Raw genomic sequence first — 23,886 nt, forward strand, 5'->3', positions numbered from 1 at the left:
TTCAATCGGCTCGACGTGCGGCGCCGGGGCGGGTGGACTGGTGCCATGACGACATCCCGCGATGATCTGCTCCCCGGAACGCGCCGGGCCCTGCTGCACCGCATCGCCGTGGCACAGAGCGAGGGACGGACGCCGTCCCTCGTCGCGACGGTGGTCCGGGGCGGCAAGGCGGTGTGGAACGGGGCACGTACCTCGGTGGCCGGTCATGGACCGGACGAGAACGTGCAGTACCGGATCGGCTCCATCACCAAGACCTTCACCGCCGTCCTGGTGCTGCGGTTGCGCGACGAGGGTGTCCTGGACCTCGGTGATCCGCTGGAGAAGCATGTGCCCGGCACGGGTGCGGGGGAGGTCACCATCCTCCAACTCCTCGCCCACACCGCGGGACTGGCCGCCGAGTCGCCCGCGCCCTGGTGGGAGCGCACGCCCGGTTCACTGCGTCCCGAACTGGCCGACGTGCTCGGCGAGCAGCCCTTCCGGCATCCGGTCGGACGTCGGCACCACTACTCGAACCCCGGCTACACGTTGCTCGGAGCGCTGGTCGAGGAGCTGCGCGGAGCACCCTGGGAAGAAGTGCTGCGCCGCGAGATCCTCGAACCGCTGGGCCTGCACCGCACGAGCGCTCGCCCGCAGGCACCGCACGCGGGGGGCTGGGCCGTCCACCCGTGGGCGGACGCGATGATGCCGGAACCCGCGGAGGATCTTGGACGGATGACTCCCGCCGGGCAACTGTGGTCCACCACGGGGGACTTGGCCCGCTTCGCCGCCTTCCTAGCCCGGGGTGACGACCGGGTGCTGAGCGCGGAGTCCGTCAGGGAGATGCGTGCGCCCGCCGCACCGCCCGAGACCGCGGAGCCGGCGGCCGGATCCTCGTACGGGCTCGGCCTTCAGATCGTGCACCGTGACGGCCGCGCCCTCGTCGGGCACTCCGGTTCCCTGCCGGGCTTCCTGGCCGGACTGGTGATCGATGTGGAGGACGATGTGGCGGCGGTCGTGCTGTCCAACTGCACGTCGGGACCGGCCGTGTTCACCGTGGCCGCGGATCTGGTGCGGATCGTCGCGGAGGCCGAGCCGCGGATTCCCGAGCCCTGGCACCCGATGGCCGAAGTGGACCAGGAAGCACTGGAGTTGGCGGGTCAGTGGTACTGGGGGACGCAGGCGTTCGGCCTCCGGCTGCCGGCCGGCGGAGGGCTGGTGCTGGGACCGCTCCAGGGCGTGGGCCGGGGCGCGCGCTTCCGGGCGAACGGCGACGGGACATGGACGGGGCTCGACGGCTACTACGCCGGCGAGCTTCTGCGGCCCGTACGACGGCCTGACGGCTCCCTGAGCCACCTGGACCTCGGCTCGTTCGTGTTCACGCGGCAGCCGTACGACGAGGGCGCTCCGGTACCCGGTGGAGTGGACCCGGACGGCTGGCGAGGAGTCCGCTAGAGCCTGTCTGACGCGAGGGGCCCTGTTTCACGTGAAACAGGGCCCCTCGCCATGTGTGGACGACGCGGCGCGGCGGGCGCCGGCGTACGGCTCTGGACGGCTCAGAGCGGGAGCTTGAAGCCGATGTGTGAGGCCTCGAAGCCGAGCCGCTCGTAGAAGCGATGGGCGTCGGTGCGTGAGGAGTCGGAGGTCAGCTGGACGAGCCGGCAGTCCTGGCGGCGGGATTCCGCGACCGCCCACTCGATGAGCTCCGTTCCGAGGCCGCTGCCGCGCTCGTCGGCGTGGATGCGCACGGCCTCGATGACCGAGCGTGTGGCCCCTCTGCGGGACAGCCCGGGAATCACGGTGAGTTGCAGGGTTCCCACCACCCGGCCGTCGCGGACGGCGACGACCAGGTGCTGGTTCGGGTCGCGGCTCAACCGGTCCAGGGCGTCCAGGTACGGGGTCAGGTCGTCGGGCGACTCGCGCCGGGCCCCCAGCGGGTCGTCGGCCAGCATCGCGACGATGGCGGGCACGTCGTCGGCGGCCGCGGCTCGTATCTCAAGATCAGCCATGAAGGCAGCCTACGAGGGCACACCCACGGAGGGCACCGGGTGCGCGGGAGCGCTCGCTGATTTCACGGCCTGGACCAGCGGTGCCAGATCGGGGTTCGCGGCGGCTTCGTCGAGCGCCTCGCGCAGGGCCGTGTCGTTGGTCGGCCTCGCCTCGGCGAGAAGCCTCAGCCCCGCCTCGCTGACGTTCGTGTAGATGCCGCGCCGGTCGGTCGGGCAGAGGTAGCGGGCCAGCAGTCCGCGGTCCTCGAGACGGGTGACCAGCCGGGTGGTGGCGCTCTGGCTGAGGACGACCGCGTCCGCGACCTGCTTCATCTGGAGATGGCCGCCCTCGCCGTCGTGCTGCCGGCTGAGCACGTCGAGCAGGGAGTACTCCCGCACGCTGAGCCCGTGCGCGGCCTGCAGGGCCCGCTCGATGTGGGCCTCGATCCTCCCGTGCAGCAGGGAGAGTGCGCACCATCCCTGGGCGAGGGCGGTGAGCGCGGGGTCCGTGGCTGTCATGGCGTTTCCTCCGTCCCGGAGCGGCTGAGACCAGGATAGGGCACCGGCGCAATAGCCCGCGGTTGCATATAGCCCGCGTCTGCAACTATTGTGAACGACGGCAAAGCGCTCGTGCAATCTTCTGGAAGGTGTCTTCTCCATGCCTCTCGCGCTCTTGGCCCTCGCGATCGGGGCCTTCGGAATCGGAACGACCGAGTTCGTGATCATGGGCGTCCTGCCCGAGGTCGCCGGAGACTTCGGGGTCTCCATTCCCACGGCCGGGCTCCTGGTGACCGGCTACGCCCTCGGGGTGGTGATCGGCGCGCCGATCATGACCGCGCTCGGCACGAAGGTGTCCCGCAAGCGGATGCTGATGGTGCTGATGGGGCTCTTCGTCCTCGGCAATCTGATCTCCGCCGTGGCTCCGGCCTTCTGGCTGATGTTCGCGGGCCGGGTCGTCGCCTCCCTCGCCCACGGTGCCTTCTTCGGCATCGGGTCCGTGGCGGCCGCCGAACTGGTGGCACCCGAGAAGAAGGCCGGCGCCATCGCGATGATGTTCAGCGGGCTCACGGTCGCCAATGTCGTCGGCGTCCCCCTGGGCACGCTGATCGGCCAGTCCGCGGGCTGGCGCGTCACCTTCACCGGAGTTGCCGCGCTCGGTGTCGTCGGACTGCTGGGCATCGCCAAGCTGGTACCCGAGATGCCGAAGCCCGAGGGTGTGCGTCTGCGCCACGAGGTGGCCGCCTTCAAGAACGTCCAGGTCCTGCTCGCGATGGCGATGACCGTGCTCGGCTTCGGCGGTGTCTTCGCGGCCGTCACGTACATCGCGCCGATGATGACGCACGTCGCCGGCTTCGCCGACGGGTCCGTCACCTGGCTGCTGGTCCTCTTCGGACTCGGCATGGTCGCCGGGAACCTGATCGGCGGCCGGTTCGCCGACCGCGCGCTGATGCCGATGCTGTACGTGTCCCTGGGCGGCCTCGCCGTCGTCCTCGCCCTGTTCACCGTCACCGCGCACAACAAGGTCCTGGCCGCCGTCACGATCGCCCTCATCGGCGCCCTGGGCTTCGCGACCGTGCCTCCCCTCCAGAAGCGCGTTCTCGACCAGGCGCACGGCGCCCCCACGCTGGCCTCGGCCGTGAACATCGGCGCCTTCAACCTGGGCAACGCCCTGTCCGCCTGGCTCGGTGGCGTCGTCATCGCGGCGGGCCTCGGCTACACCGCCCCCAACTGGGTGGGCGCGGCGCTCGCCGCCGGAGCGCTCGTCCTGGCCGTCCTCTCGGCCGCCCTGGAGCGCCGTACGACCCGGACCGGCCTCGTGGTCGCCGGAGGCGTTCCCGTCGAACCCCGGACCGCCGTCCACCACTGACCCGGACCGGCGTCCACACCTGAACCGGACCGCCGTCCACCTCTGACCGGACCGGCCCGCCGCGGGAGCAAGGCCGTTCGCGCGGCGGGCCCGAGCCGGCACGTTCCCGACCCGACACAGAACACCCCCACAAGGAGAAGTCCCTGATGAGCACCACCACCGCCGTCGCCCCCCTGACCATCGAGGACGCCGAGCTCCTCGTCACGACGGCCCGGCGCGCCGCCGAAGCCGCCGGTGTCCGGACCAGCGTCACCGTCCTCGACGCGGGCGGCCATCTGCTCGCCTTCCGCCGCGACGACCGGGCCGTGCTGATCTCGGGAGAGACCAGCACGCGCAAGGCCTACACCGCGCTCCAGCTCGACTCGGCCACCGCGGATCTCGTCGACGCGGTGCAGCCCGGCGGTCTCTTCCACACGCTGCCCACCGCGCTCGACCGCCCTCTGCTGTTCATCGCGGGCGGTGTTCCGGTCCACCGCGACGGCCGGCTGATCGGCGCGATCGGGGTCGGCGGCGGTATGCCCGACCAGGACCACGGCTTCGCCCTCGCCGCCGTCGCGTCGCTCGTCTGACGCCCGCGGGCCACGGGACCCGTCCGGCGCCGGTGCGGATCCACCGGGCGGGTCCTAGCCCGCGGCCACCGTCAGTGGGGCGAAGCGGCGGGTCCAGTCGCCGGGGAGTTCCGGGATCTTGTGCGTCATGACCGCGTTGCCGCCGACCCGCTCCAGCCCGCGTTCCTTCAGCCAGCTCAGCAGGTCTTCGTGCCGGACGTCGACGTCGGTGCGCAGGGGACGGTCGGTGTGCGCGGCGAGGGAGGAGACGAGCGCCTTCGCCGTTTCGGTGTCCCGGGCGACCAGGGGACCCACGACCTGGGTGGCCATGTTGGGCCAGGCCGCCGCGTAGCCGATGATCCGCCCGTTCTCCTCGGCCACGCGCAGCTGGTCGGCGAAGGCGGGCAGCCTCGTGATCATGTGGGTGCGATCGGCGCCGAACACCTCCGCGTCCAGCCGGAGGAGGGGAGGCAGGTCGCCCGCGGTCGCCGGGCGGGTGAAGACCTCGGGCTCGGAGCCGTCCGGGGTGAACACTCCGCGGACCATCTCCGCGCGGCCAGTGACCTTGAATCCCAGCTCCTCGTAGAGCGGGAGTCCGTACACGGTGGCGTGCAGGGTCAGCGGTGTGCTGCCCATCTCCTCGAGGAGGTGCCGCATCAGACGGCGGCCGACACCCTGGCGCGCGTGCCGCTCGGCGACGAGGACCATCCCGATCGCCGCCAGTTCGGGACACTCGGGCGATCCGTACTCGGTCACCACGCACGCGGCGACGAGACCGCCGGCGGGGTCGTCGATCCCGTATCCGGTTCCCGCGGCGAGCAGCAGGCCCCACTTGTGTTCCTCACGGGGCCAGCCCCGGTCCTCGGACAAGTCGGCGCAGGCGGCGAGATCGCGAGGCGTCAGACGGCGGACGGGCAGAGCGGCGGCGGAAGAAGTCGGCACACCGATCAGGCTGTCCGAGACGAACCCCTGCCGTCCACCGCTTTCCCGGCACTCGTACCGGCTTTTGATGGTGTTTCGTTCCGGCACCGCCGAGCGAGCCGCGGTTGCACCGCCGAGTGAGCTGCGGTTTCACGTGAAACCGCAGCCTGGGAGAGCCCACAGGCGCCCCGCGCCGGCTGATCGCCGGGGCGGGCTCGCACGGGGATGACTCCGGATCAGCCCAAGTCGGGTGCGTGCATGGCTCGTACACCCTCGATGTTTCCGTCCAGATAGTGCCGCAGTGACAGCGGCACGAGATGCACGGAGGCGATACCGACCCGGGTGAACGGGACCCGGACGATCTCGTATTCGCCGATGGGCTCGTCCATTTCGGGACCGTGGCGCAGGGACGGGTCCATGGACTCCAGCCGGCAGACGAAGAAGTGCTGGACCTTCACCCCGGTCGCGCCGCCGTCGTCACCGATGTGCTCGACGGTGTCGACGAAGCAGGGCACCACATCCACGATCTTGGCGCCGAGCTCCTCGTGCACCTCGCGGTGCAGTGCCTCGACGACGGTCGTGTCCTCCGGCTCGACCCCGCCACCCGGTGTGAGCCAGTAGGGATCGACACCGGGCTTGGTGCGCTTGATCAGGATCAGGTCGTCGCCGTCGAGCAGGACGGCACGTGCGGTGCGCTTGACCACGGGTCGGACGGTCATGGGAGAAATGTGGCCCGGCTGGTTCCACGTGAAACATCGAGTGACCGCGATTCCGCGCGAATGCCCCCGAAGAATGTCCCGGCTCCCGTGTCCGGGCCGGTCTCAGCTCCAGTCGGAAGCCGCCCGCAGCAGCCATTCGTGGGCTCGGGCGATGTGCGGCATCGCCAGTGTCCCGGTCCGTACGACCAGAAAGTACGTACGCAGCGGGGGCACCGTGGGATCGAGGAGCGCCACGAGGTCTCCGCGGTCGATGGCGTCGGAACAGAGATACCGGGGCAGGACGGCGAGGCCCGCACCCGCGGCGGTGCAGGCGAGGACCGCCCGGAGATCCGGGACGATCACCGTGCCGGAGGCGGCGGGACGGCGGTCGAAGACGGAGGCCCAGTAGCGGGCGACGAGCGGCAGTGACTCGTGGACCTCGACGACGGGGAGGTTGTCCAGGGTGTGGGCGCCCTTGCGGCGGAGCTTGCCCGGGCTGATCTCGGCGGCCCAGCGGGGAGCGGCGACCAGGACGTGCTCCTCGTCGCAGAGCGGAGTCGCGGTGAGCAGCGGGCCCCGTGGCTGGGCCGTCGTCATGGCCAGATCGTGATGTCCGGCGGCGAGCCCCTCCATCGTCTCCTCCGCGTTGCCGAAGGAGGCGCGCAGTGCGAAGCCCTGCCCGTCGTCGCCGGTCAGCCCCATGAGAGCGGGCAGGGCACGTTCGGTGGTGAACTCGGGCGGTCCCGCGAGATGCAGGGTGCGCAGGGACGAGCCCTCGTCGAGTCCGGTCTCGGTGATCTCCACGAGGGCGTCGAGATGCGGCGCCGCCTTGTGGGCCAGTTCGTCGCCCATGGTCGTGGGCGTCACGCCGCGCGCCTGGCGCAGGAACAGGGGCCGCCCCAACTGGCGTTCCAGCGTGCGGATCTGTGAGGTGACGGCCGGCTGGGACAGGCCGAGCAGGGCGGCGGCACGAGTGAAGGATCCGGCCCGGTGCACGGTCACGAACGTGCGCAGCAAGGCCAGGTCCATGGTGCCTCTCCCCTTTCAGCACCCCCGCGCGAACCTCAACTATAAATAAGTCGATAGGTCGCTGTCGCTACCGTGATTGGACACTGACACAGAGTCAACTAGCCTTGTTCGCGCGGTTCTTCGCGCAAAGAACCGGGACGGTCCGAGCCACGAGGGGGGAGGCTCGGACCGTTCGTTGTGCGTAGCCGGGTGCTGGTCCCGCGGTGGCGGACGCTATGCGGCGGAGGCGTCGAGGGCCCGCAGGATGTCGGCCACCAGGTCCTCGGGATCCTCCGCGCCGGCGGAGAAGCGGATGAAGCCCGCCGGGACGGCGTCGCCGCCCCACCGGCCGCGCCGCTCGGCCGTGGACCGCACCCCGCCGAAGCTGGTGGCGTCGTCCACCAGGCGCAGCGAGTCGAGGAAGCGCTCCGCCTGTTCGCGCGAGGGCAGCGTGAAGGAGACGACGCAGCCGAAGCGGCGCATCTGCTGCGAGGCGATCTTGTACGAGGGGTCGTCGGGAAGTCCCGGGTAGCGCAGCCCCGTCACCTCGGGCCGGTCCCGCAGCACCTCGGCGATCGTCCTCGCGGTGGCGCACTGGCGGTCGGCCCTCAGCTGGAGCGTGGCGAGCGAGCGGTGGGCGAGCCATGCCTCCATGGGGCCGGGGATGGCGCCGACGACCTTGCGCCAGCGTCGTACCGGAGCCATCAGCGCCGCGTCCCTGCCGGTGACGTAGCCGAGGAGGATGTCGCCGTGGCCGGTGAGCATCTTGGTGCCGCTGGCCACGGAGAAGTCGGCGCCCAGCTCCAGCGGGCGCTGGCCGAGGGGGGTGGCCAGCGTGTTGTCCACGGCGACCAGCGTGCCCTGCGCATGGGCGGCGGCCCCGAGGCGCCGCAGGTCGCAGACATCGAGACCCGGGTTGGACGGGGTCTCGATCCACAGCAGCTTCGCGCCGTCCAGCACCTCCAGCTGGGCTTCGCCGGCGGTGGGCGCGGTGCGCACCTCGACGCCGAACGCGGTCAGCTGCTCGCGCACCAGAGGCAGGACCTGGTAGCCGTCGTCGGGCAGCACGACGACGTCGCCGGCCCGGAGCTGGGAGAAGAGCACCGCGGAGATGGCGGCCATGCCGGAAGGGAAGGACAGCGTCTCGACGGACTCCTGCCCCGGCGCCTCCAGCTCGCCGATGGCGCGCTCCAGGAGCGTCCACGTCGGGTTCTCGTCGCGGCCGTAGGTGTAGGGGCCGGTGGGCTCACCCGGCAGGTGGAAGTGCGCGGCGAAGACCGGGCCGGGAAGGGTCGGCTCGTACTTGACGGGCTCGGGCAGCCCGGCCCGGACCGCACGGGTGCCGTCGCCCGGCACCGCCGCCGCCCACGTGGCCGCGCGCTCGTCCGCGGGGCCGGTCCCCTCGTTCGCCGTCCCGAAATCCTCTGACGTCATGCCGCTCGTCCCTCCACTTGCTCGCGTACCGCGGCGAGCAGCCCGGGGCTCGCCGCCTCCACCATCTCAAGACACTCCTCGAAGCCGTCCAGGTGTCCGTAGTACGGATCGGGGACGTCCAGGTCGTCGCCCGCGGCGGGGTCGTACGAGCGCAGCAACCGGACCTTCCCGGCGTCCTCGGCGCTGTCCGCGAGGCGGCGCAGGGCCCTGAGGTGCCCCGTGTCGAGGGCGATGACGAGATCGAGACGGGAGAACCACGAGGCCTGGAACCGACGGGCCGCGTGGTCGCTCTCGTAGCCGGCGGCCTCCAGCACGGCGACGGTGCGCTCGTCGGCCCCGTCGCCCTCGTGCCAGCCGTCCGTGCCCGCGCTGTCGACCTCGACGAGTTCGCCGAGTCCGGCCCGCGCCACCTCGGCACGGAAGACGGACTCGGCCATCGGCGAGCGGCAGATGTTGCCGGTGCAGACGAAGCAGACGCGGTAGGTCATGGGACCCTTCCAGCCGTTTCAGTCGCCGTCGGGCAGGACGACGTTGAGCGCCCAGGAGACGATGGAGATGATCAGGCCGCCCAGGACGGCGGTCCAGAAGCCGTCCACGTGGAAGCTCAGGTCGAGCTTGTCGGCCACCCACGAGGTGAGCAGCAGCATCAAGGCGTTCACCACCAGGGTGATCAGGCCGAGGGTGAGAATGAACAGCGGGAAGGTCAGTACCTTCACGACCGGCTTGACCAGGAAGTTGACCAGGCCGAAGACCAGCGCGACAAGGAGGAGCGTGCCTATCTTCTTGCCCGTGCTGTCGCCCGTCAGGGTGATCTTGTCGAGCAGCCAGACGGCGACGGCCAGGGCCCCCGCGTTGGCGAGCGTCTTGACTACGAAATTCTTCATGTGTCTGATCGTGGCAGAGAGATCGACTGGCCAGAAGAGGCTGTGGAAACAGCCTGAGGTGCACAAGAGCGGACGAGGGCGATGAAGGCATTCCGGCTGGACGAACTTGAGGCGGAACGTGCCGCCAACGACGGTGCGTACCTGCAGTTTCTGCGTGAACGGAACATGTCGGTCGGGCTGTACGCGCTCGACGCGGGTTCCCCCGACCCGCAGAAGCCGCACACCCAGGACGAGGTGTACTTCGTGGTCAGCGGGCGGGCGTCGATCACGGTCGGTCTGGAGACCACCCAGGTGGCCCGGGGCAGCGTCGTCTACGTACCGGCGGGCGTGGCCCACAAGTTCCACCACATCACGGAGGACCTGCGGGTCCTGGTGGTCTTCTCTCCGCCCGAGAGCTGACCACGCGTCTCAGGGTTCCCTAGGGGGACGGTCAGGGGAGGACAAGGGGTGCGAGGCCTCCGCGCGGCCCCCTCGTCCGCCTAGCATCGGATGCGAGACACCAGAGAACCCGGAATCAGAGTCCCGGCGTCGGGACCACGGGCCAGGAGAGGTAAGGACAGGGCGATGCAGGAGATCTTCAGCGGTATGCCGTGGTGGGTGAAGTGGGTCGCGGTGCCGGTCATCGCCCTGGTGGTGTTCGGCGGTCTGATAGCGACCGTCGTCGGGTTCGTCATCGGCCTGCTCTTCAAGCTGCTCGTCTTCGTCGCGCTGGTCGGCGGACTGATCTTCATCGTGCGGAAGTTCATGTCGGGCTCCTCCTCGCGCAGCGACTGGTGAGGCGCGAGAGGGTGAGCGGCAGGTAACGGCGAAAGGGGAAAGGGAACCCAAGGTTCCCTCGGCCGGGGGAAGTTTTCCGCTGAGGCCGCGTATGAGCGGTGACGGGCCGTTAGAGTCCGGAACCCGACGCGGGGCCGACCCCGCGGGCAGCGCACAGCCCCCTCCCGTGATTCCCCGCACGGGCGGTCCTCCTCGCTCTTCGGAGTGTCCCTTGGCCACGGTCGACACCGCACCCCCACCCTCCGTCGCTCCTCCCTTCCGGCGCCCGGGCACGCCCGCGGCGGCACGCGTCCCACCGGTCCAGCCGCGCACCTCGCCGGGGGAGCCGCCGCCCTCCCGCGGCCCGTCCGCTCCGCCCAGGGAGCCGGCGCCGCCCCGGTCCGCCACGGCGGAGGGACCCGCCCGGCGCACCGCGCCCGTGGAAGGGCTCTCCGGCCGCACCAGGCCGTCACCGGCCCCGAGTTCGCCCCCGGTGCCCCAAGGGACGCCACGGCTCGCCCGTACCCCCGCCCCGGTGCCCGCAGCCGCTCCCCTGGACTCGCACACCACCACGCTGATCGGCTCGGTCCAGCGCGCCATGCGCCTGCTGGAGGCCGTCGCCTCGCGCGAGCAGGGAGCCCCCGCCAAACAGCTCGCCCGCGAGGCGGGACTGGCCCTGCCGACCGCCTACCACCTGCTGCGCACCCTGGTCCACGAGGGCTATCTGCGCCGCGACAGCGGGCTGTTCTTCCTCGGGGAGGCGGCCGAGAGACTGAGCAGCAGCGGGGCCCGGCAGAAACGTCGCAGCACCGTACGGGACACCCTCGCTCAGTGGCGCGACATGATCGGCGCGCCCATGTACTACGCGGTCTACCGCGAGGGCGAGATCGAGGTCATGTGCGTCGTCGACAGCACGGCGAACCCGGCGGTCCCGGAGTGGGCCGACTTCCGTGAGACCGGGCACGCCCACGCGGTCGGCCAGTGTCTGCTCGCCCAGCTCGACGACAGCTCACGCCGTGACCACCTCGACCGCCACCCGGTGCGGGCGCTCACGCCGTACACGGTGCGTGACGAGGAGCGGCTGCTGCGGCGCCTGGAACGGACGGGCCGGATGGAACCGGTGGTCGAGCGGCAGGAGTACGCGCTGGGCACGGTCTGCGCCGCGATCCCGGTGACCGCGGGCGGTTCGGCGGCGGCCGTGGCCTTCTCCCTCCCGTCCCACCAGGGCGACCGCCTGATGTCGGCGGCCCGGAAGCTGCACGGCGAGGTCGGGCGGCTGCTAGGAACACTCGCCTTCTCTATCAGTATCTGAAAACTCACTCCTTGTAATCCGGCATGCACGTTGAGCAATATTTCCAGCAGTGTCGGGTGGGACGAATCCTGGCCGGTGGACGGCAAACGACGGGGTAGGCGATGCGCGAGTCGGTGCAGGCAGAGGTCATGATGAGCTTCCTCGTGTCCGAGGAGCTGTCCTTCCGCATTCCCGTCGAACTGCGATACGAGACCTGTGATCCGTACGCCGTGCGGTTGACCTTCCACTTGCCCGGAGACGCGCCCGTGACCTGGGTGTTCGGCCGGGAGCTGCTGATCGACGGAGTGGGCAGGCCGTGTGGCGACGGTGATGTGCACATCGCTCCGGCCGACCCGGAGGCGCTCGGCGAGGTACTGATCCGGCTTCAGGTCGGCGCCGATCACGCGCTGTTCCGGTCCGGGACCGCGCCGCTCGTCGCGTTCCTCGACCGCACGGACAGGCTCGTGCCGCTCGGACAGGAGCGCTCCCTCGAAGGCTTCGACACCTCGCTCGACACGGTCCTCGACCGCATCCTCACCGAGGAGCAGAGCGCGGGCTGACGCCGCGGCCGGCCCGGAGCGGAGTAACGCTTCCTCACGCGGTGCGCCGGAGCAGGATGGTTTCAGCGCTTCCCGGCGGCGGTCAGTGCTTGCGGCGTCGTCCCTTCCCGCTGCGTGCCGGGGTCCTGGCGGCCGCGGCCTGGGCGGGGACCGTCGCACCGCCGTCGCGGTCCGCGGCGACCACCAGGGCGGCCAGCGCGGTCGTCACCGGCACGGCCGCCACCAGCCCGATCGATCCGACCAGCGTGCGCACGATCTCCTCCGCGACCAGTTCGCTGTTGGCGACCGTGTCCACGCTGCTCTGCGCGATCGAGAAGAGCAGCAGCAGTGGCAGCGCGGCGCCCGCGTAGGCCAGGACGAGGGTGTTGACGACCGAGGCGATGTGGTCGCGGCCGATGCGGATGCCCGCGCGGTACAGCCCGCGCCAGCCCATCGTGGGGTTCGCCTCGTGCAGCTCCCAGACCGCGGACGTCTGCGTCACCGTCACGTCGTCCAGGACGCCGAGCGAACCGATGATGACACCGGCCAGCAGCAGACCGCTCATGTCGATGGACGGGAACAGACCGTGGATCAGGCCGGTGCTGTCGTCGGTGTTGCCGGTCAGCAGGGCCCAGTCGATGAAGAACGAGCCCAGGAGACCGATCAGCATCAGGGACAGCAGGGTGCCGACCACCGCCACGGAGGTCCGGGCCGACAGGCCGTGACACATGTAGAGCGCGATCAGCATGATCGCGCTGGATCCCACGACGGCCACGAGCAGCGGGTTCGAGCCCTGAAGGATCGCGGGCAGGATGAAGAAGTTCAGGATCATGAAGCTGATGGCCAGGGCGACCAGCGCCATGACTCCGCGCATCCGCCCGATCACCACGACGACCAGGGCGAAGATCACGGCGAGCAGTGTCAGGGGCAGCTTCCGGTTCGCGTCCGTGACCGAGTACTGGAGGTCCTTGGGGGCGGAGGGCTCGTAGGCGACGACGACCTTCTCGCTCTGGTGCAACTGCCGTGACTGGTCCGGCTGGACGATCTCGGTGAACGTGCGGCCCTTGTCCTTCCCGGTGTCGACCCGGACTGTGGCCTTCTTGCAGTCCCCCGCCGTCCCGCGCCGGGCGGCCGAGCCCCCGGTGCCTGAGGTGTCGCCCAGCGAGCCCGCCGAAGAGGCGTTCACGGACTTGCAGTCCACCTGGTCGATCTTCGTGACGGTCGCCTGCTGGGTCTGCCGGTCGAAGCCGACACCGGTGCGCTCGTGGGCCGGAGCGCCGCCGGGCCACAGCACCACGAGCCCCACGACGACCGCGGCCGCGAAGGGGATCAGCACCGCGGCGATGACCTTGCGCAGATGCCGGGAGACCGGTGCGGCGGGGCCGTGACTGTGGGAATGCCCGTGCCCGTGCCCGGCGTTCGCGGGCTCGTCGCGCCCGCGCCGCGGACCCGGACCGTGGTCGTGGCCGTCCTCGGAACCGTGGTGATCGTTCTCCGGCCCGTGTCCGTGTCCTCGGCCGTGCTCCGGACCGTGTTCGTGCCCCGGCCCGTGCCCGCTGCCGGGGCCCTGCCCGCGGCCGCCGTCGGAGCCGGGACGCCGCGGTGGCTCGGGCGGAGGGAACGGATGCTGCCGGGTCGTGGTCACCGCCCGATCATCGCAAGAACGTCAAGGGCCCTCTGTTCACCGCGCCAGACATGACGCTAGCGTGGAGGCACCTTTGCACACGCGGGAGCTCGGAGCACCGGGCTGAGAGGGCGCTGACCTCCGTCTTCGCGATGTTTCACATGAAACATCGGCGATCGGAAGCCGCTGCGTCGACCGCTGAACCTGTTACCGGGTAATGCCGGCGTAGGGAGTAGGTCTCATGACCGACAAGGATGTACGCACGCCTGCCTTCGGCCGGACGGACGGGGTCTCCCCGGCGTCTGCGAACGGCCAGGACGGACGGTCCATCGGCTGGCACAAGGCGTACGTCGGGGGCACGCGCCCCGATCTGCGGGTGCCGGTTCGCCAGGTGCACCTCACCAACGGGCAGTCCGTGACGCTGTACGACACCTCGGGGCCGTACACCGATCCGGCCGTCGACACCGATGTGCGCAGGGGGCTGGCCCCGTTGCGCGAGAACTGGATCATCGGCCGCGGAGACACCGAGGAGTACGCGGGCCGTCCCGTCCGTCCCGAGGACGACGGGATCAAGCACACGGCCCCACGCGGAGGACTGCGCAATCTCGACGCGGTCTTCCCCGGCCGGCCCCGTCAGCCCCGCCGTGGGCGTCCCGGGCAGCCGGTCACCCAGCTCGCCTACGCGCGACGCGGTGAGATCACCCCCGAGATGGAGTTCGTGGCGGTCCGCGAGAACGTCGCCCCCGAGGTCGTACGGGAGGAGATCGCCGCAGGCCGGGCGGTGCTGCCGGTGAACGTCAACCACCCGGAGATCGAGCCGATGATCATCGGCAAGCGGTTCCTGGTGAAGGTCAACGCCAACATCGGCAATTCCGCGGTCACTTCCTCCATCGAGGAGGAGGTCGAGAAGATGACCTGGGCGACCCGCTGGGGCGCGGACACGGTCATGGACCTGTCCACCGGCCGCAACATCCACACCACACGCGAGTGGGTGCTGCGCAACTCCCCCGTCCCCATCGGGACCGTGCCGCTCTATCAGGCACTGGAGAAGGTCGACGGCCGCGCCGAGGAACTGACCTGGGAGATCTACAAGGACACCGTCATCGAGCAGGCCGAGCAGGGCGTGGACTACATGACGGTCCACGCGGGCGTGCGCCTGGCGTACGTACCGCTCACCGCGAACCGCAAGACGGGCATCGTCTCGCGCGGTGGATCGATCATGGCCGCCTGGTGCCTCGCGCACCACGAGGAGTCGTTCCTGTACGAGAACTTCGAGGAGCTCTGCGAGATCCTCGCCGCGTACGACGTCACCTACTCGCTGGGCGACGGGCTGCGGCCGGGTTCCATCGCCGACGCCAACGACGCCGCGCAGTTCGCGGAGTTGAGGACGCTCGGGGAACTCAACAAGGTCGCGAAGCGTTTTCAGGTCCAGACGATGATCGAAGGCCCGGGCCATGTCCCGATGCACAAGATCAAGGAGAACATCGACCTTCAGCAGGAGATCTGTGATGAAGCTCCGTTCTATACCCTCGGCCCGCTGACGACGGACGTCGCGCCCGCGTACGACCACATCACGTCCGGCATCGGTGCCGCGATGATCGCCTGGTGGGGCACGGCCATGCTCTGCTACGTCACGCCCAAGGAGCACCTGGGCCTGCCCGATCGTGACGACGTCAAGACCGGCGTCATCACCTACAAGATCGCCGCCCATGCGGCCGATCTCGCCAAGGGCCACCCGGGTGCGCAGGAATGGGACGACGCCCTCTCCGACGCCCGCTTCGAGTTCCGGTGGGAGGACCAGTTCAATCTGGCCCTCGACCCGGACACGGCACGGGAGTTCCACGACCGGACGCTGCCGGCCGAGCCCGCCAAGACGGCCCACTTCTGCTCCATGTGCGGGCCGAAGTTCTGCTCGATGAAGATCAGCCAGGACATCAACGAGCGGTTCGGCGGCGGAGTGGCCGAGGGCGCCTCCGCAGAGGAGATCTCCGAGGGCATGCTGCAGAAGTCCCGGGAGTTCGCGGAGGCGGGCAACCGCGTGTACCTGCCACTGGCCGACTGAGTCGCTCCACAGGTGGCCGGGGGCGCGGCCCGGGAGGTCCACCCGGGCCGCCGCCCCACGGCACCGCCATGGCGCGGCCCGGCCCGCCCCGGCACGGTCACGGCGTTGCGTCCTGCGGGTACCAGCGCAGCTCGACGGTGTTCCCGTCCGGGTCCTGGACGTAGACCGAGGTGGCGCTGCCGCGTGCGCCGTAGCGCTGCACGGGTCCTTCGAGCACGGTGAAGGTCCCGGACGCGATGACCTGGTCCCAGTCCAGCGGCTCCACGGTGAGGCAGATGTGGTCGACGTTGGACCCCTCGGGGGCATGTGCCACCAGGTCGATGATGGTCTCCGCGGTGATCCTCACCGACGGGAACGGCGCCTGGCCGCGCCGCCATTCGGCGACGCGCACGGGCTCCAGGCCGAGGAGTCCGGTGTAGAAGGCCAGGGACCGCTCGACGTCCTGGACGTTGAGGACCAGGTGGTCGAAGGCCTTCACGCGCACGGTGGTCATGTCGTCTCCAGGTCGACGGCGTGGCGGGGCCACGCGCTGAACGGGGCGGGGTCGATCACGTCGGCACGGCCACGCCCCGATCCGTCCCCCGGGCCGTGCCGACGCCTTCTACGATCCGCCGCGGGACGGATGCCATCAAGACATGATCGCTGCACGACTGTTGAGCCAGATTTAACGACGGGGGATTCATGCTGGAACGACTGGAGACCGAGACGTTTCTGACGCTGGCCGAGGAACTGCACTTCGGCAGGACCGCCGAGCGTCTGCGGATCACGACCGGACGGGTCAGCCAGGTGATCAAGGCGATCGAGCGCAGGGTCGGCGGCCTGCTGTTCGAACGCACCAGCCGCTCCGTGCGGCTCACCCCGGTCGGCCGGCAGCTGGCGGACGAGCTGGCACCCCTGGCCGCCGGGATGGAAGCGGCGCTGCGCAGGGCGGCCGATGCCGCCCTGGGCGTCACCGGAGAACTGCGGGTCGCCTTCCTCGGCGAGTGGACGGCACCCGCACTCCTCAAGGCCGTCGCCCTGTTCGGTGAGCGGCACCCCGACTGTCGGGTCGACGTGCGGGAGGTCCAGTTGTCCAACTCCCGGGCGAGTCTGGTGGACGGCTCGATCGACGTGCTGCTCGCCTCGTTCCCGTTCGACGGCATGGCCCGCGGGCCCGCCCTGCTGCGTGAGAGAAGAGTCCTGGCCGTCGCGGCCGGTCATCCGCTGGCCGGAGAGGAGCGGCTGTCCCTAGAGGTGCTCGCGGACCATCCCGTGGTGCAGTACCCCGAGGTCACCTCCGCCGGATTCAAGCGCGACCGCACACCGGATCACACCCCCTCGGGCAGACCCGTTCCCAAGGGTCCGGCCGGCGGGTCCTTCTCCGAGATGCTGTCGCTGGTCGCGATGGGCCGGGGCGTCCTCCCGGTCGGTGAACACTCCCGCCAGTACTACCCACGGCCCGACGTCGCCTACGTCCCCCTCCACGACGCACAGCCGATCGAACGGGGACTCGTGTGGAGGGAGGGCAACACCAGCGAGCGGCTGCGTGCCTTCGTACGGGCCGCGACGGACGCGGCCGACCCGCCCCACCCGCACGCCTACCGTTCGGATCCTCCGGCGGCTTCTCCGGGGAGACTGGGCCCATGACACCGACATCGATGAGCAAGGGCGCCAACCTTCCCGTTGCCGCACGGCAGGTGCGGGTCGTACTCGGCTGGTCCGGGGGCCCCGGAGCGCCGGACGCCGACGCCTCGGCCCTGCTGCTCCGCGCGGACGGCCGGGTGCGCGACGACGGTGACTTCGTCTTCTACAACCAGCCCCGGCACGTCTCGGGGGCCGTGCGTCACTCGGGCAAGCGGCGCGAGGGCGGCGGGACGACGGACACCGTCGAGGTGGATCTGGGCGCCCTGGAGCCGGAGATCCAGCGGGTGGTCCTGGGCGCCTCCGCCGACGGGGGCACCTTCGGCGAGCTGTCGGGGCTGAGACTGAGGCTGTTCGACGCCGGGACCGGCGAGGAGCTGGCGTTCTTCGACATGGAGGCGACGACGGAGACGGCCTTCATCGGCGGTGAGCTGTACCTGCGGGGCGATCGGTGGAAGTTCCGCGCGGTCGGCCAGGGGTACGCCTCCGGGCTCGCGGGCCTGGCCACCGACTTCGGGATCAGCGTGGACGAGGAGCCGGGCGCCCCCGCGGGCACGGACCCGAGGAGCGCCGCCGCGGGAACGGTGTCACCGACGCCCCCGCCCCCGCCGGTTCCCCCGGCACCCCCGGTCCAGGCACCCCCGGTCCAGGCACCCGCTCCCGCCCCCGCCGCCGGGTCGGCTCCCCGGCTCGTGAAGGGGGAGGAGCGGTTGCCCGTGGACATGCGCAAGCGGCTCTCCCTGCGCAAGGAGCAGGTGGCGGTCAGCCTGCGCAAGCACGGGGCCGTGGGCGTCAGGGCCCGCGTCATCCTGGTCCTGGACGCCTCCGGATCGATGTCGTTCCTGTACTCCAAGGGGGTCGTGGCCGATGTCGTGGAGCGGATGGCCGCCGTGGCGGCCCAGCTGGACGACGACGGGGAGATGCAGGCGTGGACCTTCGCGTCGAACCCGGCCCGGCTGCCGGACCTCGCCCTCGGGGATCTGCCGGACTGGCTGGAGCTCCACGTCCGGGTCGGTGAGCTGACCCTGTTCCGGCGGAAGAAGCCGAGGAAGGGCCTGCTGCCGGGACAGGTGGACATGCGGGCGGTCGGTATCCAGAACGAGGAGCAGAAGGTGATCGCCGAGGTCCGCGCGTACGTCCGCGAGCATCCGGCCGCCGATCCGACGCTGGTGCTGTTCTTCTCCGACGGCGGTGTCTACCGCAACAAGGAGATCGAGAAGGAGCTGCTGGAGGCGGTGGAGGAGCCGGTCTTCTGGCAGTTCGTGGGACTGGGGCGCTCCAACTACGGCGTTCTGGAGCGGTTCGACACCCTGCCGGGCCGGCGCGTCGACAACGTGGGCTTCTTCGCCGTCGACGACATCAGCGACGTACCCGATCCGGAGCTCTACGACCGGCTGCTGTCCGAGTTCCCCTCGTGGATGAAGGAGGCGCGGCGGCTGGGCATCGTCTGAGGGGGCGCCCGGCAGCGGTGTGCGGGCCCGCGCGCCCGCGCGGGCCCTCTCCTGCCGCGGACCCGGCCGTCGGCCGGCCGGGTCACTCGGGCTGGTGCTCAGGTCCTCCGAAGTCCGGGCTGGTGAAGTCCGGGCTGGAGAAGCTCGGACGCGGGCCCGCCGCGGGCCCGCCCTCGGGGCTGCTGAACCCCGGCCGGCCGTACCCGAGGTGGGGTATGCGGCTGGGGGCCGGTGCGGGGCGGCCCAGTGCCGCCGAGCCCGGGTCCGCGAGGGCTTCCCTGAGGAACGGCAGGATGCCCCGCTCCAGCAGGGCGTCCCGCCAGGCTTCCTTGGCCCGGGTGACCTGTTGGGTCAGCTCGTCGCCCGCTCCGGCCCGCAGGGACGACGAGCCGTTGCGCAGCGCGGTGAGCAGCAGTCCGGCCGCGGCGACCAGGATGGCGGCCGCCGTGACCCCGCCGAAGACCCATCCGGTGGTCAGAAGGGTCTTGGCGATGGCCGGTTCGGGGTTGAGCATCCTCAGGACGTAGCCGACGAGCAGGAATATCACCGCGGCCGTCCCGGCGAGGACCGGGGCGAGCACCGCGACGACGGCGACCGCGCCGGCGCCGGCGGTCTCGGTGACCTCGCCGACGGTGGCGGCGAGACCCATCGCGGTCGTGTCCGGCTCCGCGGAGCCGGTCTCCTCGCTCAGGGCCTGGGCGGACCGCACCGGGCGGCGCAGTTCGCTGCGGATCTTCACATAGTGCGCGTACTCGTCCGCCGCGGCCGTCGTGATGAGGGCCGTGGCGTTGAGCGCCATGGTGCGCAGTTGTTCGAGGTTGAGCCGCTGGCCGACAGCGGCGAGTTCCGGGCGGTGTGGGGCGGAGCGCAGCGCCTCATCGAGGATCCGCTCGTATTCCTGGCGGTCCTCGCTCAGCAGGTGCTGCGGAACGCTGTTCATCTGCATCCCCCGATGCTCCGTAGGGCTGGTGGCTCGCACGCTGACGAGCCGTTGGGCAGAAACGGAGGGGAGCCTGCTACGGATAAGCCGATGGTAGAGCGGTGACGGCACGCCGTGACAGGGGGTTTCCAGAAATTGGCCCCTGTCCCGGAGTGCTCCGCCGCCGGACGCCTGTCCGGTGAACGCTCAGATTTCCAGCGGAAGTTGTTGGACCAGCAGCTTTCCGGCCATGGTCACGCCGCCGTCCATCGCGATGGCGAGTCCGTCGGCGTAGACGTGCGGTCCTTCGATGACGGGGCCCGCTCCGGACTCGCCGTCCTCCGGGAGCACCTCGCCCAGGAGATAGGGAATGGGGCTGTGGCCGTGGACGACGCGGGTGCCGCCGTAGGCGCCGAGCAGTTCGCGGACCGCGTCGGCGCCGTCGTCGCGGAAGGCGAAGCGGCGGGTGAACTTGCGGAACAGGTCCCAGCAGTCCTCGGCGTCGTTGCGCGTGAGGGTTTCGCGGACGGTGTCGTTGACCGCTTCGATGGAGTCGCCGTAGTCGAGGTAGGCGGTGGTGTCGGAGTGCACCAGAAGGTGCCCGTCGACCAGTTCCATGGCGTCGAGGCGGGCCATCCACTGGAGGTGGTGGTCCTGGAGGCGGTCCATGTCCGTCTTCTGGCCGCCGTTGAGCAGCCAGGCGGCCTGGAAGGTGGCGGTGCCGGCGCCGGAGCTCACGGGCGTGTCGCCGAAGCGCTTGGCGCCCAGGAGCAGCAGCTCGTGGTTGCCCATGAGCGCCTTGCAGTAGCCCCCGGCCGCGGCCGCCTCGGCGGAGAGCCGCATCACGAGGTCGATGACGCCGATGCCGTCCGGGCCGCGGTCGGTGAAGTCGCCGAGGAACCACAGCCGCGCGGTGCCGGCCGACCAGCTGCCGGCGGCGTCGACGAGGCCCTTGGCCCGGAGCGCGTCGAGGAGCTGGTCGAGGTAGCCGTGGACGTCCCCGACGACGTACAGCGGGCCGGGTCCGGCGCCCGTCGCGGGGGCGGGCGCGCCGGCCGGGTCGACGACGACCTGCTGGGTGTCACCCCGGTTGATGACCGGCAGATCGCGCTGCGTGGGCGTGTATCCCTCGGAGAACTCTCCGGGGAACTCCGGCGGAGCCTCGGCGGACGCGTACGGGGAGGCTTCTCCCGACGCGTACCCCGCGCTCTCGCCGACGGGTCCTGCGCCCTCGCCGTGAGGCGTGTTCTGCGCATACGGACCGGTCTCGTGGACGTAACCGGGCACTCGGAAGTCGCGCAACGTCGCCGTCCGCACCACCTCGGGTCCCTGACCGGCCCCCTGAGTCATCGACCCCTCCACCACCATCGCGCCGCATCTGCACCGGTTCGGACTGCCTGGTCGCAGCGGCCCGCGGTGTCGTCCGCCCATCATAGGAATGCGGATCGCGCCATGTGATGACCCAGGGGTGGTGAATCGGAACAGGAGCCCAGTTCACCGCGGTTTTTGCCCGAATTGGGCGGGGCTCGGCCCGCCCGATCCGGGTCGGGCGTCAGCCCTGCTCGGGTGATCGGGGCGGGCTGACCGTCGTCCGGGGCGGTCGGCGCTGCGAGGAGGTCCGCACGATCAGCTCCGTCGGTATCACCTGCTCGACCGGTTGGTCCGATTCGACCCCTTCGATCGCGTCGATCAGCAGCTGGACGACAGCCGTGCCGATTCTGCGCGGTTTGAGGGAGAGGGTCGTGACGGGCGGCTCGGTGCTGGCGTAGACGGTCGACTCGCTGCAGCAGACCAGCAGCAGGTCCTCGGGTACGCGCAGACCGTAGCGGCGGGCGGCGGCCAGCAGATCGGTGCCGTTCGGGTCGAAGAGACCGTAGACGGCGTCGGGACGGTCGGGCCGGGCGAGCAGCCGGTCGGCGGCGACGGCTCCGGCGCACGGATCGTGCGCCGGATAGGCCTCGTAGACCGGATCCTGGCCCACCCGCTCGCACCAGCGCAGGTACGCGGTGGTGGAGAGGTGGGTGTACGTGTCCGTGGTGGTGCCGGTGAGGAGGCCGATGCGCCGGGCGCCCGCGGCCGCCAGATGGTCGAGGATGCCGAGGACCGCGGCCTCGTGGTCGTTGTCCACCCAGGCGGTGACCGGGAGCGACCCCACGGGCCGGCCGTCGGAGACGACCGGCAGCCCCTGGCGGACCAGCTCGCTGACGACCGGGTCCTGGTCGGAGGGGTCGATGACCACGGTTCCGTCCAGGGCCACGTTCGACCACACGTCGTGGCGGGAGGTCGCCGGGAGGATGACCAGGGCGTATCCCCGGGCGAGCGCGGCCGAGGTGGCGGCTCTGGCCATCTCCGCGAAGTAGGCGAACTCCGTGAAGGTGAAAGGTTCATCCCCGTACGTGGTGACGGTCAGGCCGATCAGGCCCGACTTGCCGGTACGGAGGGTTCGGGCCGCGGCCGAGGGGCGATAGCCCAGTCGGTCGGCGACTTCGCGGACATGGCGTCGGGTGGCGTCCGGGAGCCGCCCCTTGCCGTTGAGGGCATCGGACACGGTCGTGATGGAGACCCCCGCCGCCGCGGCCACGTCTCTGATGCCCGCCCGGCCCGGCCGACCGCCTCGGCGGGAGGTTTCCGCCCGGCTCACCTGGTGCTTCCCTGCTGCTGTCATGGCGAGCCGATAGTAGGGCTCATACGGTGGGGTAGTGCGGACGCATATGCACGCGTTGACAGGCACGTTTCTGCATGATCGATAGCCGCTAACTTCCTTGGAAAAGAAGGCAGTTGGGTGATCTCATCCCAGTACGTGACTTGTCGACGCGTGCGGGCCTGCCAAGCGGGCCATGTCTCGAAGAGGTCTCAACTCACCTGTACGAGGGATGCGCGCCACGGCGCGAGCCACCGGCGCATGTGATACCCGTCGACGCGCCCCCTTTCGTACGACTTCGTACGAGGACGACGTCCACAGGCCATTCGCAGCGGCGCGGAATCCTCATAAGGTGAGAAGCATTGGTAGCCGGTGGTGGTCATGAGCCGCTGGTGGTCACGAGGAGGACTGCGGTGAGCGACACGAACCCCAAGCTGCGTGCCGAGCTGGCGGGTATCCCCACCTACAAGCCCGGCAAGCCGGCCGCCGCCGGCGGAGCCGTGGCGTACAAGCTCTCCTCCAACGAGAACCCGTACCCGCCGCTGCCCGGTGTGGTCGAGAGCCTGACCGCGGCGACCGGTTCCTTCAACCGTTACCCGGACATGGCGTGCACCGGGCTGATGAACGAGCTGGCGGACCGTTTCGGCGTCCCCGTCTCCCACCTGGCGACCGGCACCGGCTCGGTCGGTGTCGCGCAGCAGCTGCTCCAGGCCACGAGCGGCCCCGGCGACGAGGTCATCTACGCCTGGCGGTCCTTCGAGGCGTACCCGATCATCACCCAGATCAGCGGGGCGACCTCGGTGCAGGTGCCGCTGACCCCGGGCGAGGTGCACGACCTGGACGCGATGGCCGACGCCATCACCGAGCGGACCCGGCTGATTTTCCTCTGCAACCCGAACAACCCGACCGGCACCGTGGTCCGCCGGGCCGAGCTGGAGCGGTTCCTGGACCGGGTGCCGAGCGATGTGCTGGTCGTCCTGGACGAGGCGTACCGCGAGTTCATCCGTGACGTCGAGGTCCCGGACGGTGTGGAGATCTACCGTGACCGGCCCAATGTCTGTGTGCTGCGCACCTTCTCCAAGGCGTACGGGCTGGCAGGACTGCGGGTCGGTTTCGCGATCGCGCACGAGCCGGTGGCGGCCGCGCTGCGCAAGACGGCGGTGCCGTTCGGCGTGAGCCAGCTGGCCCAGGACGCCGCCGTGGCGAGCCTGCGCGCCGAGGACGAACTGATCGGCCGGGTCGGCTCCCTGGTCTCGGAGCGCACCCGGGTGGTCGACGCGCTGCGCGGTCAGGGCTGGACGGTGCCCGAGACGCAGGCCAACTTCGTGTGGCTGCGGCTGGGGGAGCGCACCCTCGACTTCGCCGCGCACTGCGAGCAGGCCGGTGTCGTCGTGCGTCCCTTCGCCGGTGAGGGCGTCCGCGTCACCATCGGGGAGACCGAGGCGAACGACATCTTCCTGAAGGCGACCGAGAGCTTCCACAAGGGGCTGTAGCCGTCCGGCGGACCAACTGCCCACCGGAGCGCGCTTGTCCGGCGCCCCCCAGGTGGTGGCGTCCGTCCGTGAGCCGGTGACCGAGGGGCCCGTACGCGATCGACGCGTACGGGCCCCTCGGCGTGCGTGGGGTCGCGCGTGAGCGGCGAGGGGGCGGGTCCGGGAG

At 70.7% G+C, this 23,886-nt stretch carries 24 protein-coding genes and 1 riboswitch; of the genes, 11 read left to right on the forward strand and 13 right to left on the reverse strand.

From position 1 onward, the window contains the following. Positions 1-45 precede the first annotated feature (45 nt). A complete protein-coding gene (locus tag ACFWI4_RS22690; RefSeq protein ID WP_387199055.1) occupies positions 46-1,431 on the forward strand; it encodes a serine hydrolase domain-containing protein in 1,386 nt (461 codons plus the stop codon). 101 nt (positions 1,432-1,532) lie between these two features. Here ACFWI4_RS22690 and ACFWI4_RS22695 read toward each other — a convergent pair whose 3' ends face one another. Both ACFWI4_RS22695 and ACFWI4_RS22700 read right to left on the reverse strand, forming a co-directional pair. Then, positions 1,533-1,985 (reverse strand): GNAT family N-acetyltransferase, encoded by a 453-nt coding sequence (locus ACFWI4_RS22695; RefSeq protein ID WP_387199058.1) that lies wholly within the window; start codon positions 1,983-1,985, stop codon positions 1,533-1,535. Between the two features lie 9 nt (positions 1,986-1,994). Further along, on the reverse strand, positions 1,995-2,483 hold the full coding sequence (locus ACFWI4_RS22700; RefSeq protein WP_387199061.1) for a MarR family winged helix-turn-helix transcriptional regulator: 489 nt from the start codon (positions 2,481-2,483) through the stop codon (positions 1,995-1,997). A 139-nt stretch (positions 2,484-2,622) separates the two neighbouring features. Here ACFWI4_RS22700 and ACFWI4_RS22705 point away from each other — a divergent pair, with 139 nt between their 5' ends. Then, positions 2,623-3,831 (forward strand): MFS transporter, encoded by a 1,209-nt coding sequence (locus ACFWI4_RS22705; RefSeq protein ID WP_387199064.1) that lies wholly within the window; start codon positions 2,623-2,625, stop codon positions 3,829-3,831. A 146-nt stretch (positions 3,832-3,977) separates the two neighbouring features. Continuing rightward, positions 3,978-4,400 carry a heme-binding protein gene (locus ACFWI4_RS22710; protein ID WP_387199067.1) on the forward strand — a complete coding sequence of 141 codons (423 nt, stop codon included), beginning with the start codon at positions 3,978-3,980 and terminating at the stop codon, positions 4,398-4,400. Positions 4,401-4,454: 54 nt separating this feature from the next. Here ACFWI4_RS22710 and ACFWI4_RS22715 read toward each other — a convergent pair whose 3' ends face one another. From ACFWI4_RS22715 to ACFWI4_RS22740, 6 genes are all read right to left on the reverse strand, one after another. Then, positions 4,455-5,321, reverse strand: a complete 867-nt coding sequence (locus ACFWI4_RS22715) for a GNAT family N-acetyltransferase (RefSeq protein ID WP_387199070.1) — start codon at positions 5,319-5,321, stop codon at positions 4,455-4,457. Between the two features lie 215 nt (positions 5,322-5,536). Continuing rightward, positions 5,537-6,019 (reverse strand): NUDIX domain-containing protein, encoded by a 483-nt coding sequence (locus ACFWI4_RS22720; protein WP_385397602.1) that lies wholly within the window; start codon positions 6,017-6,019, stop codon positions 5,537-5,539. 102 nt (positions 6,020-6,121) lie between these two features. After that, positions 6,122-7,027, reverse strand: coding sequence for a LysR family transcriptional regulator (locus tag ACFWI4_RS22725; RefSeq protein ID WP_387199073.1), 906 nt, complete (start codon positions 7,025-7,027; stop codon positions 6,122-6,124). 213 nt (positions 7,028-7,240) lie between these two features. Beyond that, the gene (locus tag ACFWI4_RS22730) at positions 7,241-8,440 is read right to left on the reverse strand and encodes a cystathionine gamma-lyase (RefSeq protein ID WP_387199075.1); all 1,200 of its coding nucleotides are present in this window, start codon (positions 8,438-8,440) and stop codon (positions 7,241-7,243) included. Next, positions 8,437-8,928, reverse strand: a complete 492-nt coding sequence (locus ACFWI4_RS22735; protein WP_385397608.1) for a low molecular weight protein-tyrosine-phosphatase — start codon at positions 8,926-8,928, stop codon at positions 8,437-8,439. The genes ACFWI4_RS22730 and ACFWI4_RS22735 overlap by 4 nt, the downstream gene beginning before the upstream one ends. Positions 8,929-8,946: 18 nt before the next feature. Then, the gene (locus ACFWI4_RS22740) at positions 8,947-9,324 is read right to left on the reverse strand and encodes a phage holin family protein (RefSeq protein ID WP_385397610.1); all 378 of its coding nucleotides are present in this window, start codon (positions 9,322-9,324) and stop codon (positions 8,947-8,949) included. Positions 9,325-9,405: 81 nt separating this feature from the next. Between ACFWI4_RS22740 and ACFWI4_RS22745 the strand changes: the two genes are divergently transcribed. From ACFWI4_RS22745 to ACFWI4_RS22760, 4 genes are all read left to right on the forward strand, one after another. After that, positions 9,406-9,723, forward strand: coding sequence for a cupin domain-containing protein (locus ACFWI4_RS22745; RefSeq protein ID WP_385397612.1), 318 nt, complete (start codon positions 9,406-9,408; stop codon positions 9,721-9,723). A gap of 165 nt (positions 9,724-9,888) precedes the next feature. Further along, the gene (locus tag ACFWI4_RS22750; RefSeq protein ID WP_151471011.1) at positions 9,889-10,101 is read left to right on the forward strand and encodes a DUF5326 family protein; all 213 of its coding nucleotides are present in this window, start codon (positions 9,889-9,891) and stop codon (positions 10,099-10,101) included. A 514-nt stretch (positions 10,102-10,615) separates the two neighbouring features. After that, entirely contained in the window at positions 10,616-11,392 is a 777-nt protein-coding gene (locus tag ACFWI4_RS22755; protein ID WP_387199079.1) for an IclR family transcriptional regulator, read from the forward strand. A gap of 101 nt (positions 11,393-11,493) precedes the next feature. Further along, positions 11,494-11,931, forward strand: coding sequence for an SsgA family sporulation/cell division regulator (locus tag ACFWI4_RS22760; protein ID WP_385397614.1), 438 nt, complete (start codon positions 11,494-11,496; stop codon positions 11,929-11,931). An 82-nt stretch (positions 11,932-12,013) separates the two neighbouring features. Here the strand turns inward: ACFWI4_RS22760 and ACFWI4_RS22765 are convergent, their stop codons facing one another. Next, entirely contained in the window at positions 12,014-13,555 is a 1,542-nt protein-coding gene (locus ACFWI4_RS22765; RefSeq protein WP_387199082.1) for a YibE/F family protein, read from the reverse strand. A gap of 71 nt (positions 13,556-13,626) precedes the next feature. Then, positions 13,627-13,783, forward strand: a riboswitch (TPP riboswitch). Between ACFWI4_RS22765 and thiC the strand changes: the two genes are divergently transcribed. Beyond that, a complete protein-coding gene (gene thiC / locus ACFWI4_RS22770) occupies positions 13,776-15,596 on the forward strand; it encodes a phosphomethylpyrimidine synthase ThiC (RefSeq protein ID WP_387199085.1) in 1,821 nt (606 codons plus the stop codon). It overlaps the preceding riboswitch by 8 nt. 97 nt (positions 15,597-15,693) lie before the next feature. Here the strand turns inward: thiC and ACFWI4_RS22775 are convergent, their stop codons facing one another. Continuing rightward, complete coding sequence (locus ACFWI4_RS22775) at positions 15,694-16,089, reverse strand: VOC family protein (RefSeq protein WP_385397620.1); 396 nt, start codon at positions 16,087-16,089, stop codon at positions 15,694-15,696. A gap of 188 nt (positions 16,090-16,277) precedes the next feature. Here ACFWI4_RS22775 and ACFWI4_RS22780 point away from each other — a divergent pair, with 188 nt between their 5' ends. Both ACFWI4_RS22780 and ACFWI4_RS22785 read left to right on the forward strand, forming a co-directional pair. Beyond that, positions 16,278-17,222: a LysR family transcriptional regulator gene (locus tag ACFWI4_RS22780; protein WP_387199088.1), complete on the forward strand. Its 945-nt coding sequence runs from the start codon at positions 16,278-16,280 to the stop codon at positions 17,220-17,222. After that, positions 17,219-18,667: a VWA domain-containing protein gene (locus tag ACFWI4_RS22785; RefSeq protein WP_387199091.1), complete on the forward strand. Its 1,449-nt coding sequence runs from the start codon at positions 17,219-17,221 to the stop codon at positions 18,665-18,667. The genes ACFWI4_RS22780 and ACFWI4_RS22785 overlap by 4 nt, the downstream gene beginning before the upstream one ends. An 82-nt stretch (positions 18,668-18,749) precedes the next feature. On the opposite strand, the gene ACFWI4_RS22790 is transcribed toward ACFWI4_RS22785, so the two are convergent. From ACFWI4_RS22790 to ACFWI4_RS22800, 3 genes are all read right to left on the reverse strand, one after another. Next, complete coding sequence (locus ACFWI4_RS22790) at positions 18,750-19,613, reverse strand: hypothetical protein (RefSeq protein WP_387199094.1); 864 nt, start codon at positions 19,611-19,613, stop codon at positions 18,750-18,752. A 180-nt stretch (positions 19,614-19,793) separates the two neighbouring features. Beyond that, on the reverse strand, positions 19,794-20,951 hold the full coding sequence (locus tag ACFWI4_RS22795) for a metallophosphoesterase (RefSeq protein WP_387199125.1): 1,158 nt from the start codon (positions 20,949-20,951) through the stop codon (positions 19,794-19,796). 187 nt (positions 20,952-21,138) lie between these two features. Then, a complete protein-coding gene (locus ACFWI4_RS22800; protein ID WP_385397628.1) occupies positions 21,139-22,251 on the reverse strand; it encodes a LacI family DNA-binding transcriptional regulator in 1,113 nt (370 codons plus the stop codon). Positions 22,252-22,640: 389 nt separating this feature from the next. Between ACFWI4_RS22800 and hisC the strand changes: the two genes are divergently transcribed. Continuing rightward, positions 22,641-23,720, forward strand: coding sequence for a histidinol-phosphate transaminase (hisC, locus tag ACFWI4_RS22805; protein ID WP_385397630.1), 1,080 nt, complete (start codon positions 22,641-22,643; stop codon positions 23,718-23,720). Positions 23,721-23,886 lie beyond the last annotated feature (166 nt).

The organism is Streptomyces sp. NPDC127038, assembly GCF_042725875.1.
Taxonomy (GTDB): domain Bacteria; phylum Actinomycetota; class Actinomycetes; order Streptomycetales; family Streptomycetaceae; genus Streptomyces.

Excerpts from the sequence above, each read along its gene's own strand:
- ACFWI4_RS22720 (WP_385397602.1), bottom strand. The coding sequence starts at position 6,019 with ATGACCGTCCGACCCGTGGTCAAGCGCACCGCACGTGCCGTCCTGCTC.
- ACFWI4_RS22725 (WP_387199073.1), bottom strand. The coding sequence starts at position 7,027 with ATGGACCTGGCCTTGCTGCGCACGTTCGTGACCGTGCACCGGGCCGGA.
- ACFWI4_RS22745 (WP_385397612.1), top strand. The coding sequence starts at position 9,406 with ATGAAGGCATTCCGGCTGGACGAACTTGAGGCGGAACGTGCCGCCAAC.
- ACFWI4_RS22785 (WP_387199091.1), top strand. The coding sequence starts at position 17,219 with ATGACACCGACATCGATGAGCAAGGGCGCCAACCTTCCCGTTGCCGCA.
- ACFWI4_RS22775 (WP_385397620.1), bottom strand. The coding sequence starts at position 16,089 with ATGACCACCGTGCGCGTGAAGGCCTTCGACCACCTGGTCCTCAACGTC.
- ACFWI4_RS22740 (WP_385397610.1), bottom strand. The coding sequence starts at position 9,324 with ATGAAGAATTTCGTAGTCAAGACGCTCGCCAACGCGGGGGCCCTGGCC.
- ACFWI4_RS22780 (WP_387199088.1), top strand. The coding sequence starts at position 16,278 with ATGCTGGAACGACTGGAGACCGAGACGTTTCTGACGCTGGCCGAGGAA.
- ACFWI4_RS22800 (WP_385397628.1), bottom strand. The coding sequence starts at position 22,251 with ATGACAGCAGCAGGGAAGCACCAGGTGAGCCGGGCGGAAACCTCCCGC.
- ACFWI4_RS22750 (WP_151471011.1), top strand. The coding sequence starts at position 9,889 with ATGCAGGAGATCTTCAGCGGTATGCCGTGGTGGGTGAAGTGGGTCGCG.
- ACFWI4_RS22700 (WP_387199061.1), bottom strand. The coding sequence starts at position 2,483 with ATGACAGCCACGGACCCCGCGCTCACCGCCCTCGCCCAGGGATGGTGC.
- ACFWI4_RS22760 (WP_385397614.1), top strand. The coding sequence starts at position 11,494 with ATGCGCGAGTCGGTGCAGGCAGAGGTCATGATGAGCTTCCTCGTGTCC.
- ACFWI4_RS22690 (WP_387199055.1), top strand. The coding sequence starts at position 46 with ATGACGACATCCCGCGATGATCTGCTCCCCGGAACGCGCCGGGCCCTG.
- thiC (WP_387199085.1), top strand. The coding sequence starts at position 13,776 with ATGACCGACAAGGATGTACGCACGCCTGCCTTCGGCCGGACGGACGGG.
- ACFWI4_RS22790 (WP_387199094.1), bottom strand. The coding sequence starts at position 19,613 with ATGCAGATGAACAGCGTTCCGCAGCACCTGCTGAGCGAGGACCGCCAG.
- ACFWI4_RS22730 (WP_387199075.1), bottom strand. The coding sequence starts at position 8,440 with ATGACGTCAGAGGATTTCGGGACGGCGAACGAGGGGACCGGCCCCGCG.
- ACFWI4_RS22710 (WP_387199067.1), top strand. The coding sequence starts at position 3,978 with ATGAGCACCACCACCGCCGTCGCCCCCCTGACCATCGAGGACGCCGAG.
- ACFWI4_RS22705 (WP_387199064.1), top strand. The coding sequence starts at position 2,623 with ATGCCTCTCGCGCTCTTGGCCCTCGCGATCGGGGCCTTCGGAATCGGA.
- ACFWI4_RS22735 (WP_385397608.1), bottom strand. The coding sequence starts at position 8,928 with ATGACCTACCGCGTCTGCTTCGTCTGCACCGGCAACATCTGCCGCTCG.
- ACFWI4_RS22695 (WP_387199058.1), bottom strand. The coding sequence starts at position 1,985 with ATGGCTGATCTTGAGATACGAGCCGCGGCCGCCGACGACGTGCCCGCC.